This window comes from Lysinibacillus telephonicus, from assembly GCF_039654155.1.
Lineage (GTDB): Bacteria > Bacillota > Bacilli > Bacillales_A > Planococcaceae > Ureibacillus > Ureibacillus telephonicus.
The window spans coordinates 4,304,271-4,321,691 of record NZ_CP155468.1 but is presented as its reverse complement, the minus strand read 5'-3'; the positions used below and the strand labels follow the sequence as shown (position 1 = coordinate 4,321,691).

Genomic DNA, 17,421 nt, shown 5'->3' with positions numbered 1-17,421 from the left:
ATTGTGTCTTTTAATACACTTAGCCATGTTCCAGTTATTCCATTAATTTACTATATTATTAACATACAAAAAGAATCCACAAGAACAATTCTCATGGATTACTGTAGTTAATTGTATTATGGAGTTATCTTTGCTGTATCACTTGAAGTAGTATCATTTTCAACAATTTTTTCTACATCTATTATCTTTTGAAGCTACTATTTTCACATTGATATCACTGAATAAAATTTCGCCTTCTTTACGCATATCTGCGGCTAAAGTAATTGTATCTAAATATCTTGTATCACCATAGGAAGCAATATAGTTCAACACATCATTATTTTTTAACGATTTAATTTTTTCAGTAGCAATGTCACTTTGTATGCCTAATTTTACAAATTCATTAACAATAGCAGATTGGTTAAAAAAATGTAGATTTCCAGATTCTACTTTATAAAGCATATTAGCGAACTGTGAACGATTAATAGGTGTATTCGGTTTATAATTCCCATCATTATATCCACTTAAAATTCCAAGTGTTTCAAGTGTGGCGATTTCTTGACCCCATGGATAAGTAAATTTTTGCCCATCAAAAATATCAGATTTAACTGCCCCATTTTCTTTATAGCTTTGGAGTTTAATTAACGGAATATGATAAGCTTTTACTATAATCCCTGCAAACTGGCCACGTGTTAAAGGTTGGTTTATACCGAATGCTCTGATAGGGGAATCATCTCTTAAATAGTACCCACGCATAATACCATTCCACTCTAACTTATTAATATATGGATAGAATTGATTTGTTTTAGGTACATCAATAAAATCTACACCACTATACACATCTGAATACTCTACTTCTCTTAATCTATCATCTAACACTTTTGCCAGAATACTAGCGACTTGTCCACGAGTAACATTATCATAAGGTCTAAAGGTAGGTAATGTTCTGCTAATAGCTTTTTGGCCTAATAAGTACTAAACGGAATTATAAAAGTTATCTGTTTTCTTAACGTCTTTGTAATGTACATCTGCTGCGTTTACTCCAACACTAGTCGAAAAGAGTAAGCCTGCTGCGATGCAAATAGATGTTAATGTTTTTTTCACTTTTTTCAACTCCCTAAATTCATAGTAATCTATTAATTTGGAAAAATAACATTTATAGGGAATTATTTCAATAAGTCATCAGTGTTGATAAATTGTATGATTTTGTAAATTTCTATATATATTAATTGCCACAGAATAAGAATTGGTCAATTAGAAATCTAGTAAATTATTCTAAGGGGATATTTTTAGCTTGAGCAATAATATTATGAATCAATGTTTCAACGGTTTGATTTTTCGCTAGTCTTGGACTTTGGCCAGACCAAAGAGACATGTAATCTTGATTGTTTTGTGTTGCTGACGCTTTTCTAATATCTTGAGTTAATATATTCTGAACGGGAAAATCGGGTAAAACTTCTTCATGCTTTTTCATTTCTGAGATAAATTTATTTTTAATACCTCTTGCCCATTTCCCTGAAAATGAACGAGTTAATACAGTCTGGTCTTCATGTGCATTCAGAACGGCTTCTTTATATACTTTATGTGCTCCACTTTCAACACAAGTTAAAAATGCAGTTCCCATCTGAACACCTTTTGCTCCAAGGCAAAGGGAAGCCATTAAGCCTCTTCCATCCATAATTCCTCCAGCAGCAATTATAGGAATTCTCACATTATCAACAACCTGAGGGATAAGCGACATTAAGCCGATCATACTTTCCTGATCATTATCTAAAAAGCTTCCTCGATGCCCGCCTGCTTCACTTCCTTGAAGAACTATGATATCCATTCCTGCTTTTTCATTCTCCACAGCTTCTTTAACCGTTGTAGCTGTCCCTACTAGAATAATATTATGTTGTTTTAATTCATTAATTACTTTTTTAGAAGGAATGCCGAATGTAAAAGAGCAAATGGAAACCTTTTCTTCTATAACAATTTTAACTTGATCATGAAATGTTTCTTGTGCATTATGAATTGTAGAAATGTCAACGCTATCTTTTGGAGATACATTTAATTGCTCACGTATCGGGTTTAAGAACTGATTAGCTGATTTAGATTTAATCTCATTCTCGAAAACATTCACTTCGTTCGGAACGAATAGATTAACGCCAAAAGGTTTTGTTGTTAATTGTTTTATTTCTTTAATTTGTTCTCGCATTTGAACAGGTGTCATGTAACCGGCACCAATCATGCCAAGACCCCCAGAGTTTGAAACTTCAGATACTAATGGTGAAGTTGTTATCCCTCCAGCCATTGGAGCTTGTATGATTGGATACTCAATTTGTAAAAGTTTTGTTATTTCATTAGTTAACATAATGATCCCCCTCATGTTTTCATCCCTTATACTCAAATCGATTTAAAAGCTATAATGAACCTGTTAGAAACTGTGCTTCTCCGAGTCCGAAGCTCCAATCAGCATCAGTATTCTCTGTTATTGAAACAATCAAATCTTGTGGAGAAATTCCACATTCGGCCTCAAGTTTATGTGCTAAAAGGGAGTATAGTTTTTCTTTTTGTGTTACAGTTCTTTTTTTACTAACAATACTAATTATGACAAGGTCTTTACTTCTCTTAAACCCAAGTCCAGTATCCTCGATTATTAGCTCATGTAAAGGGTGCTGATGAACTATTTGATAACGATCGCTCTCAGGTACTTGGAAAGCTTCAACCATCGCACTGTGAGCTGAATCCAACAATTTTTTTAAAGTTTTTTCGTCTCTTCCTTCTACTAAATCAAAACACAATAATGGCATTTTGTATGTCTCCCCTTAAATTTGTATTTAGAGTCTTTTTTAAGAAATGAGTACTTTTGCTTCTACTCACCTCCAGTTAAAATTTGGATGCTTTAAGTATAGCGCTTTTTTGATATATGGTATAATACTGAAAAATGATAATTGGTATCAGTATTATTGATAGGTGAGGTTTATACCATATAAGGAGAGATTGTTATGGATCTTCAATCATTAAAGATTTTCCAGACCGTTGCAAAGTTGGGGAGTATTTCACAGGCAGCAAGAGAACTTCAATATGCCCAATCTAATATTACTATGAAAATTCAACAGCTAGAATCGGATCTCCAAACTACCCTATTTTATAGACATAATCGAGGCACTGCATTAACGGCTAAAGGAATTATGTTGCTAACATACACTCAAAAAATATTTAATCTTATAGAAGAAACAAAGAGCGTAATGAATGATGAACAAACACCAAAAGGCCCGTTAACGATTGGATCAATGGAAACAACCGCTGCAGTACGCTTACCGGCTCTACTTTCCAAGTACCATAAAGACTTTCCGGATGTTGATCTAACTATAAAAACAGGACCTACTAAGCAAAATATTCAAGGTATTCTGCAGTACGAACTTGATGGAGCATTTGTAGCTGGGCCTATTGGACACCCTGAACTCATCGAAAAAGAGGTATTCGAAGAAGAGTTGGTACTCATAACAGATTCTATTGACCCTCCTATTTCTTCTTTTGAAGACTTCCAAACAAGGACGCTGCTTGTATTTCATAATGGATGTTCCTATCGTGAGAAAGTTGAACAATGGTTACAAAAAGAGGGGTTAATTCCTAATCAAGTTATGGAATTTGGAACAATAGATGCAATCATTGGCTGTGTTGAGGGGGGGCTTGGTATAAGTATGCTTCCACAAAGTGTTGTTGCCAAGAATGTACAAAATGGTACCCTAAGACAATATTCACTTCCAAATGAATATGGAAAAGTTAAAACAGTATTTATTTATCGAAAAGATAAGTATTTACCAGCGTCTTTAAAAGAATTTATTAACATGTTAGATGAGGTAAAGAGCCTGATTTAAGGGGAAAGCGAAAAATTTTAATAAATATTCTCATACTAAAAGAAACCCACTCTATTAACGCACTGACCTAAAAAAATGAGACAAATAAAAACACCTTTCGTTGAAAAACGGGTATTAAACCTATAAATCCAACGTGGAGGTGTTTTTTCTATGGGAACAAGAGTTAGTTATCCAGTAGAAATTAAAATGAAAGCAATCGAAATGAGGTTAGCAGGAATACCTGTTAATCAAGTTTTAGAAGAATTGAATATTCGAAATTATACACAACTAAAAACGTGGATGAAGTGGTATCGAAATGGAGAACTTCATCGCCTTGAACAGCCAGTTGGAAAGCAATATACCTTTGGTAAAGGACCAGAATATGAAAATGAAACAGCTAAATTAAAGGCTGAGAATCGTTATTTAAAGCAACAAATTGAAGTTTTAAAAAAGTACGCAGAATTGGAAAGGAAGTGGTGCCAAGAATAGTTGTGCAATTGGTAGAAGAACTAAAAGAAGTCATGACAATTGGTGAAATCTGTGACCACTTGGGGGTAGGTAGATCATCTTATTATCGTTGGAAAAAGAATACTAACGTTGAAACAAAGAAAGATATTCGGGATAAGAGAATTGGTGAGTTGTGTAAACTTCATAAATATCGATACGGATACCGAAAAATCACAAGCATTTATGGATGTATTTCGCAAGTAAAAATTGAGCCATTTATTAATTAAAAACTGAGCCACTTAAACCTGACTATTTTCCAACCATTCCTTTGTGTCTAATATTCGATAAGATGGTCCTACCATGTCTACCATATATGCTCGATGTGTTAGTCGGTCCGTTAAAGCTGCTGTTAAAACTGGATCATGAAATATTTCTTCCCATCGATCAAATGATAAATTACTCGTAACGATGGTGGATGCTCGTCCTGCCCGAAGGGAAAGATGAGTAAATAATAACTCGGCTCCTTCTTTATCAAAGGAGATATAACCTAATTCATCAATGATTACTAAATCATATTTTTCAAACTTCAGTTCAAATGAACGTAACGTTCTTTCAGAACGGCTCTCTTTTAATTGGTTTACTAGAGATGATACCGTTGTAAAAAATACTTTATATCCTGCCAAACAAGCTTCAATTCCTAAACCTATTGCTATATGGGTTTTACCTGTTCCAGGTGAGCCAATTAATAAGACGTTTTGTTTTTCTTGAATAAAGTCCAATTTCCTTAAATGTGGGAGGCGAGAGGCCGCATTTTGCGGTAATCTCTCAAACTCTAATTCAGTTAATAGTTTCTTTTCAGGGAAATTTGCAGATCGAATGCGATTCGCTTTTGCTCGCACTTCTCGATCTTCCATTTCTTGCACTAGTGCGTGATATAAGAAATCTTCTGCTGTCTGATATTGTTTCCACATATCATCTTCTTGAATAAATCCCCGAATGCTTGGTAATCGAAGTTCCTTGCACATCTCAATCATTTCTTGTCTTTTATCCATTAGTGAAGCACCCCTGTCTTTTTCGTTTCAAATAACGCCGTTATGGCTGAAAGATTTTCGAGAGATTGGGTGGTGACCTCATTTTTGGAATGTACAGTTTTATGGATGTATTCGCCTTGACTAGCTATGAAAATAATTTTTTCTGTTGTTATTTGAACCATAGGGTTCTTTTCGAGTTGTTCAATCGCTGCTAAGACTTTTTCTAGATTGTTATGTTCTTTTAGATAAATAAGTAACTCTAGAAAATCTCGCTCATTTCCAATATAATAATCTTTGTATAATTTTTTTATTTTTGTTGGTGCTTGACTCAAACATTCACTTTGAGCCAATGCACCTTTTTTCTTTTCAAATGTACGTAAGTAATGATAAATATCCATAATCCATTGATGGATCTGCCAACTTCGCTTATGTGTCGCGATACAGGCATTTTCACTAAAAATAAGAATTTTTTCCGCACTCGCTTTTACTTTCACCCATTCTCCAACATGTCCTTCTGGAACAGAATAACGATTTTGTCTATAAGTAATCGTGCTATATTTGTCCACTCTAAATTCATACAACTCAGAGGCATCAAATGGAATAATTTCTGCGCTTACTTGCCTAGCTATACGCTCTTCTAGCATTAATTCATGGTGCGTTTGGTTTTTCTTATAATGCTTACGAGAGTTTAATTTCATGATAATTTCTGTTAGATAAGCCTGAGCTTCTTCTAGACTTGTAAACGTATCTCGATGGGCAAATGCTTTCCGGCGGATGTATTCTACACTTCGCTCTACATGCCCCTTCTGATTTCCTTTTCTCGGTTCACATAGTCGTATTTTAAAATGATAATGCATCGATAGATTTTTCATACCATCGGTAATCTCACGTTCAGTCCCAATAAAGTTCTTTACAACTGTCCGCATATTATCGTAGGTAAAAACTTCTGGTACAAAGCCTAAATAGTCAATACATTTTACATGAGCATCTTGTACGCACACCATTGTTTCGGATTCATATAAATATGCAATTCTTTCATTACTATATGGTAGGGTAAAGACCGCCATTGAAAGAGAACGTAATGTTTGATCAATGATTAATTTTACTTCACCCCAGTCAAATTCAATCTCATGACCAGCAGTTGCCTTTTGACGAATAAACACTTCTTTTTGACGTTTCTCCTCACTATTTACAAAATTTCTAACAGTGGTATAACTAATTTCAAAACCTTCATCTAATAACTTTTCATGAATATCAATCATTTTTAGTTGTTGCTTGTGCATCTGATGTTGCCGTTTATACTCATTATCTTTTAACATTTTTCGGATACGTTTCATCACCGTAGGTGTTAATGCTCTTTTATTGCCTTTTCGTTTCTTATACGACGGAGGCGTTACATAGTTATCTGTAATAGGTAGTTCTCGAATATCTTGCTTTCTTTTTTCAAGATCCTCTTCAATATATTTTTTTACAGTATTCCGAGAAATACCAAGCTCCTTCGCAATTTGACGCTGACTTTTATCATCTTGATGAAAGGCAATTAGCACTCTCTGTTTCTTTTCCAATGAAATCACCTCTATACGCTCCTAACTCTATGAAGTTAGGATTATTTTCATATAAAAGTGGCTCACTTTTCAACTGCGATGGTGGCTCAGTTTTAGCTTATCAAATACATATGGAGAACCGATAAGTGAAAATACAGTACAAAAAGTAATGCAAAAATATAATTGGCAGTGTCGAGTAAAAGTGAAGAAACGTAAAAGCACTGGACAACCAGCATACGTCGCACCGAATTTATTAAATCGTGAATTTACAGCGGAAGCACCATTTGAAAAGTTAGTAACAGATATTACCTACTTGCCTTTTGGTCAATCAATGATGTATCTTTCAAGTATTCTAGATGTCTTTAATGGCGAGATTGTAGCGCGTACAATCGGATTTACTCAAGATACAGAGTTTGTTTTAGATACATTAAATCAGCTACCAGAATTACCTGAAGGCTGTATCCTGCATAGCGATCAAGGTTCTGTATATACGTCCTATGACTATCAAAAGGCAGTAAAAGAAAAAAGAATTACCATGAGCATGTCTCGTAAAGGCACGCCCGCTGATAATTCTCCAATTGAAACGTTTCACTCCTCGCTAAAGTCTGAAACGTTCTATCTCGACGGAATCAATCGCACAACGAATGCGCATGTGATCCAAATCGTCGAAAACTATATAAATTATTATAACAATATCCGTATTCAAACGAAACTAAACAGCCAATCGCCGGTAAAATACCGTCAACTAACTGTAAAGTAGGGTGTTTTCTTATTGTCTCAAAAATGATGGTCAGTACCTAAATAAGTGGGTTTCTTTTATATATATAAATATATTGCATATGTGCCGTTAAGCCTTCGATGAAGAATAAACTATCTGATAAGTGTTTTCATGACAATCTGGTTAGTAGCTTTTAAATATTAAAAATGAAAAAAGTGTAATCAAAGTCAAACTTGATACTACTCTAAACACCATTTGAATATGGTGTTTTTAATTTATAAAAGTAGTATATGGTAAAGGTTAATTAGTAGCATCTATGCCGAAATAGTTTTTAAACCCTTCTTTTCCTAAAGGAGTAATTGTAATTTCACGTGAATTTGCTTTAGACTCAATCCACTTCAATTCCATATACCTTTCAAATAAACCATTTCCTAAAGCACCACCTATATGATGGGTACGTTCACTCCAATCCAGACATGCATGCGAAAAGGAGCGGCGTTTTTTAGATAAAGCTAATAGGTCAACACCCAAGTTCTTAAAGAAAATCTCTCCTTTAGGTGTAACAATAAAATTTTTATCTTTTCTCTCAATATATTCTAAATTATGCATCGCATTTGTTAATTTAACACTAATTCGACCGGCTAAATGATCATAGCAAGTTCTTGCATTTTCTAGTTTTTTTAATTGGCTGGATTGTTTTAGTGACCTAATTTCAGGCGGTGGAGAAATTGCCATTAATATTTCAAGTGTATTCGCAACCTCTTGATTGGCTAATTGGAAATAACGAAATCTTCCATTGTTCTCACTAATAACAATATTATTTTCTACTAACTTTGCAAGATGAAAACTCGCAGTTTGAGGTTTAATTCCCGCCATATAGGCTAATTCACTAGCTGTATGGAATTTTCCATCCATTAATCCTGCTAAAATAGTTGCTCTTGACTTTTCACTCAGTAAAGAAGTAAGGGCAGAAATATTTGGATTTATAGTCATTGTTAAACACCCTCCTTGTAATCCACACTTCGATAATCATCGTACAATTATGAATCTATACTAATTCTAAAGAAGTAATTATCTATTCTCAAGAGAGGGGTAAAATTATTCTCATTTAAACAAGTTTATAAACAATTAACTATTACTTTTTGGAACTGGAGTGTTTGTAAATGAAATTATATATATATTTTCTTTTAATTATCTTAACAACTGCTCTAATGGGGTCTTCCTTTGCAATTGGTAAAATAGGGCTGCAATATTCTTCTCCATTATTCTTGGCAGGATTGCGTTTTTTAATAGCGGGCGTAATAATGGCGATTATCGTAAAAATATTAAATAGAACGCATCCAGCTGGTAAGGAACAATGGGGAAAAGTATTAGTTATTGGTTCCTTGCAAACGGCAGCTGTAATGGGGTGTATTTTTATTAGCCTAAGAACAATAACAGCAAGTGAGTCATCTATTTTAACATTTATGAATCCATTGTTAGTCATTATTTTTGGTACTATTTTTATGCATATTCGATATAAATGGTACCAATGGAGTGGAGTCATTTTGGGGTTTATTGGTGTAGGAATAACATTAGGAGGCATAAAGGACATTAAAGTGGGCATTATATTCGGTGCTCTATCTTCTATTTTTTGGGCTATTTCTACACTATTAGTCAATAAATGGGGAACCTATTTTGATACGTGGGTACTTTCGGCATATCAAATGCTGTTTGGAGGGTCAATACTTATTATTTTAAGTATATTACTAGAAAAACCTTTCTTTGATATAAATACAAAATCAGTTTTATTATTATTGTGGTTAAGTATTATGTCTTCTATTGTCCAATTTGCAGTTTGGTATTTTCTCTTACAAAAAGGGGAACCAGGGAAAACAAGTTCTTATCTATTTTTAGCTCCTTTCTTTGGTGTTTTAACAGGCGTTGTTTTATTAGATGAACCTATTACTTTTGCATTTATTGGTGGTGGTCTTCTAATAATAGTCGGTATATTTTTAGTTAATAGTAACTTTAAATTTAGAAAAAGGTGAATTATTTATAATAGCTATACGATAGAAGAATAAAGTTCCAGTGATTATAACTACTTTGCCTTCAATTGGCATCTTTACTCCTCCTTTACGTTTATGTTGAGAATATAAACTAGAGTTAATGATATTTTTGTTTTTCATAAGATACGGATTTGAAATAAAAAACTTATATAAATATTTTTTTATTAAAAATTGTCTAAAAATATTGAATTATAATATTAACTATAATATGATAAAACAAATATGAAAACTTGGTTTTATTTTTAAGGAGGAAACATAATTTGAAAAAATGGTTATCAGCACTGCTATTAACAGCTTTAATCGGAGCACTAGCAGCATGCGGAAGTAATGAAGCAACTAATGCTTCAAATGCAGCAGAAGAAGACAGCACAAACAAACTAGAACAAATTATAGAATCAGGTGTCATCACTATCGGGCTAGAAGGAACTTTCCCTCCATTCAGTTATCATGATGAAACTGGTACTTTAACAGGATTTGAGTATGAAATTGCAGACCAAATTGCAAAAGATCTTGGTGTAGAAGCAAAGTATGTTGAAACGAAATGGGATTCATTAATCGCAGGTCTTGATACTGATAAATATGATTTTGTAATTAACAATATCTCTATTACAGATGAGCGTAAAGAAAAATATGATTTCACAATACCTTATATGGAGTCAGTTGCAACATTAGCAGTTCATGCTGATTCTGATATTAATAGTTTAGAAGAGTTTGCGGGGAAAAAGGCTGCTCAAACAGTAACTAGCAACTTTGCACAAGATGCACGTGACTTAGGAGCTGAAATTGTTCCTACTGAAAATCTAACAAATTCAATTGAATTAGTATTACAAAAACGCGCTGATGGAACAATTCATGATCGTGTTACTTTCCTAACATATTTACAAGAACAACCTGATGCACCAATTAAGCTAATCGACGGTAAGACAAGCTCCTCAGAAATCGCATTAATTTTAAATCAAGGTAATGAAGAATTCCGTGAAGCGCTGAATGAAATTATTAAAAAACGTCTTGAAGATGGTACATTTGCAGCAATCTCAGAAAAATACTTTGGTGAGGATGTAATGTATCAATAATACTTGCCGGATCAATCGGCTTAATTGGCCGATTGATTTTTATCTTTGTCTAACAGGTGTTTATGCACTGAAAGCGTTGCGACAGGTACGAGACTTCCAGTTGATAATGAGTTGAATTAAGTATTTTACTCTGCCTTCAAAAAGTAAAGGAGTAACGCTCAAAGATAAAAGACTCCAGCGAGTCATACGATTTTTGAATGGAATTGACTCATGTAAACCTAAGTTCGATTTTAAGCTTTAGATTAGTTAGGGCGTAGTTGTTTTAGAAAGGAAGGTAAAAGATGAGTCGTGAACTCGAAATTGTATTAAATTCTATATGGCCACTTTTAAAGGCAGGGCTATCTGTAACCATCCCATTATCACTAATTTCATTTGCAATTGCATTAGTAATTGCCGTTATAACCGCCCTTTTAAAGTTATCTAACTTTAAATTTTTAAAATTTATTTTCAGTACATATGTATGGATATTTAGAGGGACGCCTTTACTTGTACAATTATTTCTTGTCTTTTATGGATTGCCAAAGGCGGGAATTACATTAGACCCTTGGGTTGCAGCAATTATTACATTTTCATTAAATACGGGAGCCTATGCTTCTGAATCAATTCGAGCTTCTATTTTGTCGATTCCAAAAGGTCAATGGGAGGCTGCAGAATCACTAGGAATGACTTATTGGCAAGTATTAAGGAGAGTAATTGCTCCTCAAACTATCCGAATTTCTTTACCCCCAGTTACGAATGATTTTATTGATCTTGTAAAGGGAACTTCTCTTGCGGCGAGTATTACAATTGCAGAAATGTTTATGATTGGACAACAAATTGTGGCATTTACATATGAACCTTTAGCAATCTATTCACTTGTTGCTGTTTTTTACTTAATCTTCGTATCAATTTTAACGATTATTCAAGGTAAACTAGAAAAATATGCTTCCAAGTATATTTAGAGAGAGGTGGACACCATCGTTACTTTAAAAGAGATAAATAAATCATTTAATAATCATCACGTTTTAAAAAATATAAATGTACAATTTAAAAAGGGTGAAACGACAGTTATTCTGGGACCTTCAGGATCTGGTAAATCAACACTTTTAAGATGTATTAATTTGCTGGAAATCCCTCAATCTGGCACTTTGGAAATAGATTCATTAAAAGTAGATTTTTCAGGAAAATTAACTCAAAAGGATAAATTAGCAATTCGCCAAAATACCGCAATGGTGTTTCAATCCTTTAATTTGTTTCCACATATGACAGTACTAGAAAATGTGATTGAAGGTCCAATTACTGTGTTAAAAAAAGATAAATCAAACATGGTTCAGATTGGCGAACAATTACTTGATAAAGTAGGGTTGCTACATAAAAAGGAAAGTTATCCATCTCAATTATCTGGAGGTCAACAGCAGCGGGTCGCGATTGCACGTGCACTTGCAATGGAGCCTAAGTTTCTCCTGTTTGACGAACCTACTAGTGCACTTGATCCAGAGTTAGAGGGCGAAGTGTTAAAGGTATTAAAGGCTTTAGCAGAAGAACAAAAGTCGATGATTCTTGTGACTCATAATTTAAATTTTGCTCGTGTAGCTGCAGATCGGATTTTATTCCTCGAAAACGGTGAAATAGCTTTCGATGGAGATACAGAAGAATTCTTTAACAATACAGATAATGATCGTATCGTATCATTTATTCAGTCAATGCAATTTATTTAGGAGGAGAATAAGATGGCAAAAGAAAAAACAAATGTTGAAAGTTTTGATTTAGATCATACAAAAGTAGTTGCACCATATGTACGACTTGCAGGCGTCAAAGAGGGGGAAAAAGGTGATGTTGTAACGAAGTACGATGTTCGTTTTAAACAACCTAACAAAGGCCATATGGAAATGCCATCACTCCACTCTTTAGAACACTTAATGGCAGATCGTATTCGTAACCACTCAACAAAAGTAATTGATTTTTCTCCTATGGGCTGCCAAACAGGTTTTTATTTATCTTTTATTAATCATAATGATTATGAGGACGTATTAGATATTCTTGAGAAAACGTTAAACGATGTGTTAGAGGCAACTTCAGTACCTGCTTGTAATGAAGTACAATGCGGTTGGGCTGCAAGTCATAGCTTAGAGGGTGCTCAAGCTCTTGCAAAAGAATTTTTAGAGAAACGTGCTGAATGGCATATTGTGTTTTCTGAGTAATATTGAACTTACTGAAACGGTTGATTAAGAGATTTAATAAACAATTTTAAAGCAAGCTGAATCTTATTTTGATAAGCAGTTAAGCCAATACTCTTATTCAGCTAACTTGTAAATAGAACTAAAAAAAGAGTCGTATCCACGGCTCTTTTTTGTTTCACTTCATATATTTCAGTAGAAGAAGGATTATATAACTAATCTATTGAAATTTACTTATAGAATGAAGATTAGTTAGGAAAATCAAAAATCCATTTTTAGGTTCATACATATTTAAATACTTTGTTTTATACTTATGGTTGGTAGATAGTTGCTTGAGGATTATGAGGCAATTAAGAATTACTATCTAAGTTTATTTAACAATGATTAGGGGGAAGTGCATTGACTATTAAAGATATATTGATTTATCTAGTACTTTTTATCGGTACTTTCCTAGTTATTTGTTTGGGATGTACTGGTTTAATTCTGTCTACTATGACTGATGCATTTCCTAATTACCAATTTATAATAGCATTAGTTTTGATGTTTATTGCAACGTGGACCATTGGTTTAGGTATACGAAAGCATAGAAGCTTAATCGCTGAGAGAAATAAGTAATAATTTTTTAGCAACACTTTACGAAATTAAATAATGTTACTGTTTCAAAAAATTTTTTAAGGAGAGAACAACATGGAGGTTTTTTCGAAATATCTAGCTAGTATCGATAACCCTGATCATCGCGATCGGACAGAAGAAATTTTGACATGGATCGCTAATAAATTTCCAAATTTAAATCCAGAAATCAAGTGGAATACGCCGATGTTTTCAGATCATGGCACATTTATTATTGGATTTTCTACAGCAAAGCATCATTTAAGCGTCTCATCTGAAGAAGCAGGTATTGCACACTTTGTCGATGATATTGCAAAAGCAGGCTACAGTTCTACAAAAGGCTTGTTCAGAATTCCGTGGAATGAGCTAGTAAATTACGAATTGCTTGAAAAAATGATTGAATTTAATATTCAAGATAAAGCAGACTGTACAACCTTTTGGAGGAAATAAAAAATTGTTTTTTAAGATTAAAAGAACTATTGAAGAGAGTAAAATGTTTACTTAAAGAAAAGGGAGAGAAGATGACATTACAACAATTAAAATATGTGATAGAAGTAGCTAAAAGTCGTTCAATTAACAAGGCGGCACAGAGGCTGTTTATTAGTCAACCAAGCCTTTCCAATGCATTAAAAGAACTGGAGGAGGAAGTGGGGATTACGATTTTTCTACGATCTAATAAGGGAATTTTAATTACTCCTGAAGGATCGGAGTTTTTAGGCTACGCCAGGCAAGTAGTAGAACAGGCAGAACTTCTTGAGAATCGGTATACAAATACAAGATCTCCGCAGCAACATTTTTCAGTATCTGCTCAGCACTATGCATTTGCGGTAAGTGCCTTTGTACGTCTATTAAAGGAATATAACCCAGAGGAATACGAATTTAGTTTACGAGAAACAAAGACATACGAAATCATAGATGACGTAAAGAATTTGCGAAGTGAAATTGGTATTTTATATGTCAATGAATTTAATAAAAAGGTAATTCACAAGTTTTTAAGAGAAGGAAATTTACAATTCCATAAGCTATTTACAGCAAAGCCACATGTTTTTATTAGCTCAGCAAATCCACTGTCTAGAAAGAGTTTTGTAACATTATCCGATTTAGATCCTTATCCATATCTTTCATATGAGCAAGGGGATTATAACTCATTCTACTTTTCGGAGGAGATTCTAAGTACGCTTTCTAGACCGAAAAATATCCGGGTTACGGATCGTGCAACTTTATTTAACTTACTAATCGGATTAAATGGTTATACCATTTCAACAGGTGTCATTAGTCATAAATTAAATAGTAAAGATATTATAGCTATTCCTTTAAAGGTAGACGAGGAAATTCATGTTGGCTATATTACTCAAAAAAATGTCACAAATAGTACGTTGGCTAATACTTATATTCAATATTTAAAAGAATCTATTGAGGAAGAATTACATCAGTTATAGTTAAAAGCTATAGCGAGGAATAGATTTTTTGTGTTACGTTATAATGATTTCCCTATGCTACACTTACCTTACATTAAAGGAAGTGGTTATTAATAAAATGGAAAGAGGGAGATCGTATATGACAAAAACACTTATAAAAGCCCCATTTAGAGCAGATCATGTAGGAAGTTTATTACGACCAGAGAGAATTCATAAGGCAAGAAAGGATTTTCAAGAAGGCAATATAACTAAACAAGAGCTACATGCAATTGAAACAGAAGAGATTAAAAAAATTGTTGATAAACAAATTGAAGTTGGGCTTCAAGCTGTTACAGATGGAGAATTTCGTAGAAGATTTTGGCATACAGATTTTCTCGAGCATTTAAATGGAGTAGAAGGATACGTTCCAAATCATGGTTTCGCCTTTAAAGGGGAAGAAACAGAAAGATACGATGTGCGTGTTGTAGGGAAAATCTCATTTAACCCGGATCACCCGCATATTAAAGATTTTCTCGAATTTAAAGAAATTGTCGGGGACCGTGCTGTTGCAAAACAAACAATCCCAAGTCCTAACCAATTATTTAATGCGGGTATTCGTAATCTTGAAATTTACCCAGATATTGAAGAATATACAAAAGATATTATCCAAACATATCGGGATGCTATCAAGGCCTTTTATGATGCAGGTTGCCGTTACTTACAATTAGACGATGTATATATTGCGGGTCTGAATGCTCCGGAAATTCCATTTAATGATAGCGCCTATTCTCGCGAAGAATTAATAGACTTAGCACTGCGTGTAGTAAATGGAGTACTAGAAGATAAACCGGAAGATCTAATTGTAACCACTCACCTTTGCCGCGGAAATTACCGTTCAAAATGGGCCTTTGAAGGAAGTTATGCCAAAATTGCTCCAACATTGTTTGCAAAAGAAAAAGTAAACGGATTTTTCTTAGAATATGATGATGATCGTTCTGGAGATTTCGGACCATTGGAATATATACCAAATGGTGGACCACAAGTGGTACTAGGGGTATTCACATCAAAACATGGGGAGCTAGAAGATAAAGAAAATATTAAGGCACGTATAGAGGAAGCAACAAAATATGTGACGTTAGAACAATTATGTATCAGCCCTCAATGTGGATTTGCTTCCACTCATCATGGGAATATTTTGACTGAGGATGAACAATGGGCGAAGTTGAAATATATTGTGGATATTTCAAAAGAGATTTGGGGATAAGTTTTTAAGCGAACACCTTTAACTGGGTTGTTCGTTTTTTTAGTAATAACAATAAAAATCGAAGAAGACATCCTCAACATAAACACTGGAATATTGTCACTTTGCAAAGTCAACACATACGATAAGAGGATAGTATCGTATGGAAGGAGCAAAAAATGAGTGATTTACTTTCTTTGCTGCTATTAGGAATTGCAGTTAGTCTTGATAGTTTTACAGTAGGGCTAACCTATGGAATGCGAAAAGTAACTATACCAATTAAATCATTTATTATCATCTTTTCCTGCACTTTCTTTGTTTTATTATTGGCAATGGGAATCGGTTCAATTATCGAGTTGTTCATATCTTATGAAGCTGCTGAAAGAGTTGGTGGCATTATACTAATAGTTATTGGTATTTGGGTTCTTTATCAATTCTTAACGTCTCAAAGTGATTCACAACAACATCAAAGTGATATCAAAATTGTTGAGTTTGAAATTAAACGATTGGGAATTATTATTAAGATATTAAAAAAGCCAACGGAAGCAGATTTTGACCGTTCTGGAAGTATTGGCAGTATAGAAGCTTTGTTTCTAGGATTAGCATTGTCATTAGATTCATTCGGAGCTGGAATTGGTGCAGCGTTGATTGATTTGCCTCCAATTTTATTTTCAATCGTTGTGACGGTTTCAAGTGTCTTTTTTGTAATAGCAGGCATCAACATAGGTTCAATATTTAGAAATATGAATTGGGTTAAAAAACTTACGTTCTTACCGGGAATTGCCCTAATATTAATTGGGCTATTTAAAATGTGAATAGAGATCTCATATGTCAATATAAGAGTCTGTTCTAGAAGTATATGTCAAACTTCTAGAGCAGCTTTCTTATGTTTAAGCTCTTTATTATTTTCGATTTTTACTTTTTTGTAACTATTCTACAAACCGATTAGGCTAGTATAGTGTATCAAAAAATTGCTAAAAGATATGACAACATTAGCTTGTAGGAGGGTCTTTTACTATGTATTCAGTTTGGATTAATTAGAAAAAAACAGCTTCAACTGCTATTTTGTATATAAAAATTTGTCTATTTTAATAATCGTTGTCTTAGTTATATTTAAAAATATTCTCTCATATTTACCCGCCTCATACATATAATTTACTGTGTGTTACACAAAGTTTGTTTCAAAAAAAGGAATATAAGTATAAAAGTGGATAATAGGTTAGGGGAAAAAGAAAGGTTCAGAATGTATTTTTTTCGGGGAAAACGATTGAGTAAAAGTATAGCATCCTTATCCTTACTAGAAACAATTAGATGTTAACAGTAGAGTTTCTTTTGCC

The 17,421-nt window shown here is 33.6% G+C and carries 18 protein-coding genes and 2 pseudogenes; 13 read left to right on the top strand and 7 right to left on the bottom strand.

Translation table 11 applies throughout. The features are described from left to right. Positions 1–159: 159 nt before the first annotated feature. The 4 genes from MKY04_RS20845 to MKY04_RS20830 form a co-directional block, all read right to left on the bottom strand. On the bottom strand, positions 160–858 hold the full coding sequence (locus tag MKY04_RS20845) for an S-layer homology domain-containing protein (protein WP_346235078.1): 699 nt from the start codon (positions 856–858) through the stop codon (positions 160–162). 96 nt (positions 859–954) lie between these two features. Beyond that, positions 955–1,083, bottom strand: coding sequence for a hypothetical protein (locus MKY04_RS20840; protein ID WP_346235077.1), 129 nt, complete (start codon positions 1,081–1,083; stop codon positions 955–957). Positions 1,084–1,249: 166 nt separating this feature from the next. Beyond that, positions 1,250–2,332: an NAD(P)H-dependent flavin oxidoreductase gene (locus MKY04_RS20835; protein ID WP_126296109.1), complete on the bottom strand. Its 1,083-nt coding sequence runs from the start codon at positions 2,330–2,332 to the stop codon at positions 1,250–1,252. A 49-nt stretch (positions 2,333–2,381) separates the two neighbouring features. Beyond that, positions 2,382–2,771, bottom strand: coding sequence for a tautomerase family protein (locus tag MKY04_RS20830; RefSeq protein ID WP_346235076.1), 390 nt, complete (start codon positions 2,769–2,771; stop codon positions 2,382–2,384). A gap of 195 nt (positions 2,772–2,966) precedes the next feature. Here MKY04_RS20830 and MKY04_RS20825 point away from each other — a divergent pair, with 195 nt between their 5' ends. Next, positions 2,967–3,842 (top strand): LysR family transcriptional regulator, encoded by an 876-nt coding sequence (locus tag MKY04_RS20825; protein WP_346235075.1) that lies wholly within the window; start codon positions 2,967–2,969, stop codon positions 3,840–3,842. A 150-nt stretch (positions 3,843–3,992) separates the two neighbouring features. Then, a pseudogene (locus tag MKY04_RS20820) lies at positions 3,993–4,510 on the top strand (helix-turn-helix domain-containing protein); the annotation flags it as partial. Positions 4,511–4,567: 57 nt separating this feature from the next. On the opposite strand, the gene istB reads toward MKY04_RS20820, so the two are convergent. Both istB and istA read right to left on the bottom strand, forming a co-directional pair. Next, on the bottom strand, positions 4,568–5,320 hold the full coding sequence (gene istB, locus MKY04_RS20815) for an IS21-like element helper ATPase IstB (RefSeq protein ID WP_126296391.1): 753 nt from the start codon (positions 5,318–5,320) through the stop codon (positions 4,568–4,570). After that, on the bottom strand, positions 5,320–6,864 hold the full coding sequence (gene istA / locus MKY04_RS20810; protein WP_221766347.1) for an IS21 family transposase: 1,545 nt from the start codon (positions 6,862–6,864) through the stop codon (positions 5,320–5,322). The genes istB and istA overlap by 1 nt, the downstream gene beginning before the upstream one ends. A gap of 121 nt (positions 6,865–6,985) precedes the next feature. Between istA and MKY04_RS20805 the strand changes: the two are divergent. Further along, a pseudogene (locus tag MKY04_RS20805) lies at positions 6,986–7,603 on the top strand (IS3 family transposase); the annotation flags it as partial. Positions 7,604–7,861: 258 nt separating this feature from the next. Here the strand turns inward: MKY04_RS20805 and MKY04_RS20800 are convergent. Then, complete coding sequence (locus MKY04_RS20800) at positions 7,862–8,554, bottom strand: ArsR/SmtB family transcription factor (RefSeq protein ID WP_126296133.1); 693 nt, start codon at positions 8,552–8,554, stop codon at positions 7,862–7,864. A gap of 170 nt (positions 8,555–8,724) precedes the next feature. On the opposite strand from MKY04_RS20800, the gene MKY04_RS20795 reads away from it, so the two are divergent. From MKY04_RS20795 to ytaF, 10 genes are all read left to right on the top strand, one after another. Further along, positions 8,725–9,591 (top strand): DMT family transporter, encoded by an 867-nt coding sequence (locus MKY04_RS20795; RefSeq protein ID WP_126296132.1) that lies wholly within the window; start codon positions 8,725–8,727, stop codon positions 9,589–9,591. A 278-nt stretch (positions 9,592–9,869) separates the two neighbouring features. Next, positions 9,870–10,682: a transporter substrate-binding domain-containing protein gene (locus MKY04_RS20790; RefSeq protein WP_126296131.1), complete on the top strand. Its 813-nt coding sequence runs from the start codon at positions 9,870–9,872 to the stop codon at positions 10,680–10,682. A gap of 281 nt (positions 10,683–10,963) precedes the next feature. Next, positions 10,964–11,623: an amino acid ABC transporter permease gene (locus MKY04_RS20785; protein WP_126296130.1), complete on the top strand. Its 660-nt coding sequence runs from the start codon at positions 10,964–10,966 to the stop codon at positions 11,621–11,623. A 15-nt stretch (positions 11,624–11,638) separates the two neighbouring features. Then, complete coding sequence (locus MKY04_RS20780; RefSeq protein WP_346235898.1) at positions 11,639–12,379, top strand: amino acid ABC transporter ATP-binding protein; 741 nt, start codon at positions 11,639–11,641, stop codon at positions 12,377–12,379. A 12-nt stretch (positions 12,380–12,391) separates the two neighbouring features. Next, the gene (locus MKY04_RS20775) at positions 12,392–12,862 is read left to right on the top strand and encodes an S-ribosylhomocysteine lyase (RefSeq protein ID WP_126296129.1); all 471 of its coding nucleotides are present in this window, start codon (positions 12,392–12,394) and stop codon (positions 12,860–12,862) included. A 375-nt stretch (positions 12,863–13,237) separates the two neighbouring features. Next, positions 13,238–13,453, top strand: a complete 216-nt coding sequence (locus MKY04_RS20770; protein WP_126296128.1) for a hypothetical protein — start codon at positions 13,238–13,240, stop codon at positions 13,451–13,453. A 72-nt stretch (positions 13,454–13,525) separates the two neighbouring features. Beyond that, positions 13,526–13,897, top strand: a complete 372-nt coding sequence (locus MKY04_RS20765) for an iron chaperone (RefSeq protein ID WP_346235074.1) — start codon at positions 13,526–13,528, stop codon at positions 13,895–13,897. Between the two features lie 71 nt (positions 13,898–13,968). Further along, positions 13,969–14,886 (top strand): LysR family transcriptional regulator, encoded by a 918-nt coding sequence (locus tag MKY04_RS20760; RefSeq protein ID WP_346235073.1) that lies wholly within the window; start codon positions 13,969–13,971, stop codon positions 14,884–14,886. Between the two features lie 118 nt (positions 14,887–15,004). After that, positions 15,005–16,108: a 5-methyltetrahydropteroyltriglutamate--homocysteine S-methyltransferase gene (locus tag MKY04_RS20755; protein ID WP_126296125.1), complete on the top strand. Its 1,104-nt coding sequence runs from the start codon at positions 15,005–15,007 to the stop codon at positions 16,106–16,108. Positions 16,109–16,263: 155 nt separating this feature from the next. After that, positions 16,264–16,899: a sporulation membrane protein YtaF gene (gene ytaF / locus MKY04_RS20750; RefSeq protein ID WP_126296124.1), complete on the top strand. Its 636-nt coding sequence runs from the start codon at positions 16,264–16,266 to the stop codon at positions 16,897–16,899. The last annotated feature ends 522 nt before the right edge of the window (positions 16,900–17,421 follow it).

What these genes read in the sequence shown, in the direction of transcription:
- MKY04_RS20835 (WP_126296109.1), bottom strand. Translation starts at nt 2,332, where the DNA reads ATGTTAACTAATGAAATAACAAAACTTTTACAAATTGAGTATCCAATC.
- MKY04_RS20830 (WP_346235076.1), bottom strand. Translation starts at nt 2,771, where the DNA reads ATGCCATTATTGTGTTTTGATTTAGTAGAAGGAAGAGACGAAAAAACT.
- MKY04_RS20825 (WP_346235075.1), top strand. Translation starts at nt 2,967, where the DNA reads ATGGATCTTCAATCATTAAAGATTTTCCAGACCGTTGCAAAGTTGGGG.
- istB (WP_126296391.1), bottom strand. Translation starts at nt 5,320, where the DNA reads ATGGATAAAAGACAAGAAATGATTGAGATGTGCAAGGAACTTCGATTA.
- MKY04_RS20800 (WP_126296133.1), bottom strand. Translation starts at nt 8,554, where the DNA reads ATGACTATAAATCCAAATATTTCTGCCCTTACTTCTTTACTGAGTGAA.
- MKY04_RS20795 (WP_126296132.1), top strand. Translation starts at nt 8,725, where the DNA reads ATGAAATTATATATATATTTTCTTTTAATTATCTTAACAACTGCTCTA.
- MKY04_RS20785 (WP_126296130.1), top strand. Translation starts at nt 10,964, where the DNA reads ATGAGTCGTGAACTCGAAATTGTATTAAATTCTATATGGCCACTTTTA.
- MKY04_RS20775 (WP_126296129.1), top strand. Translation starts at nt 12,392, where the DNA reads ATGGCAAAAGAAAAAACAAATGTTGAAAGTTTTGATTTAGATCATACA.
- MKY04_RS20765 (WP_346235074.1), top strand. Translation starts at nt 13,526, where the DNA reads ATGGAGGTTTTTTCGAAATATCTAGCTAGTATCGATAACCCTGATCAT.
- MKY04_RS20760 (WP_346235073.1), top strand. Translation starts at nt 13,969, where the DNA reads ATGACATTACAACAATTAAAATATGTGATAGAAGTAGCTAAAAGTCGT.
- MKY04_RS20755 (WP_126296125.1), top strand. Translation starts at nt 15,005, where the DNA reads ATGACAAAAACACTTATAAAAGCCCCATTTAGAGCAGATCATGTAGGA.
- ytaF (WP_126296124.1), top strand. Translation starts at nt 16,264, where the DNA reads ATGAGTGATTTACTTTCTTTGCTGCTATTAGGAATTGCAGTTAGTCTT.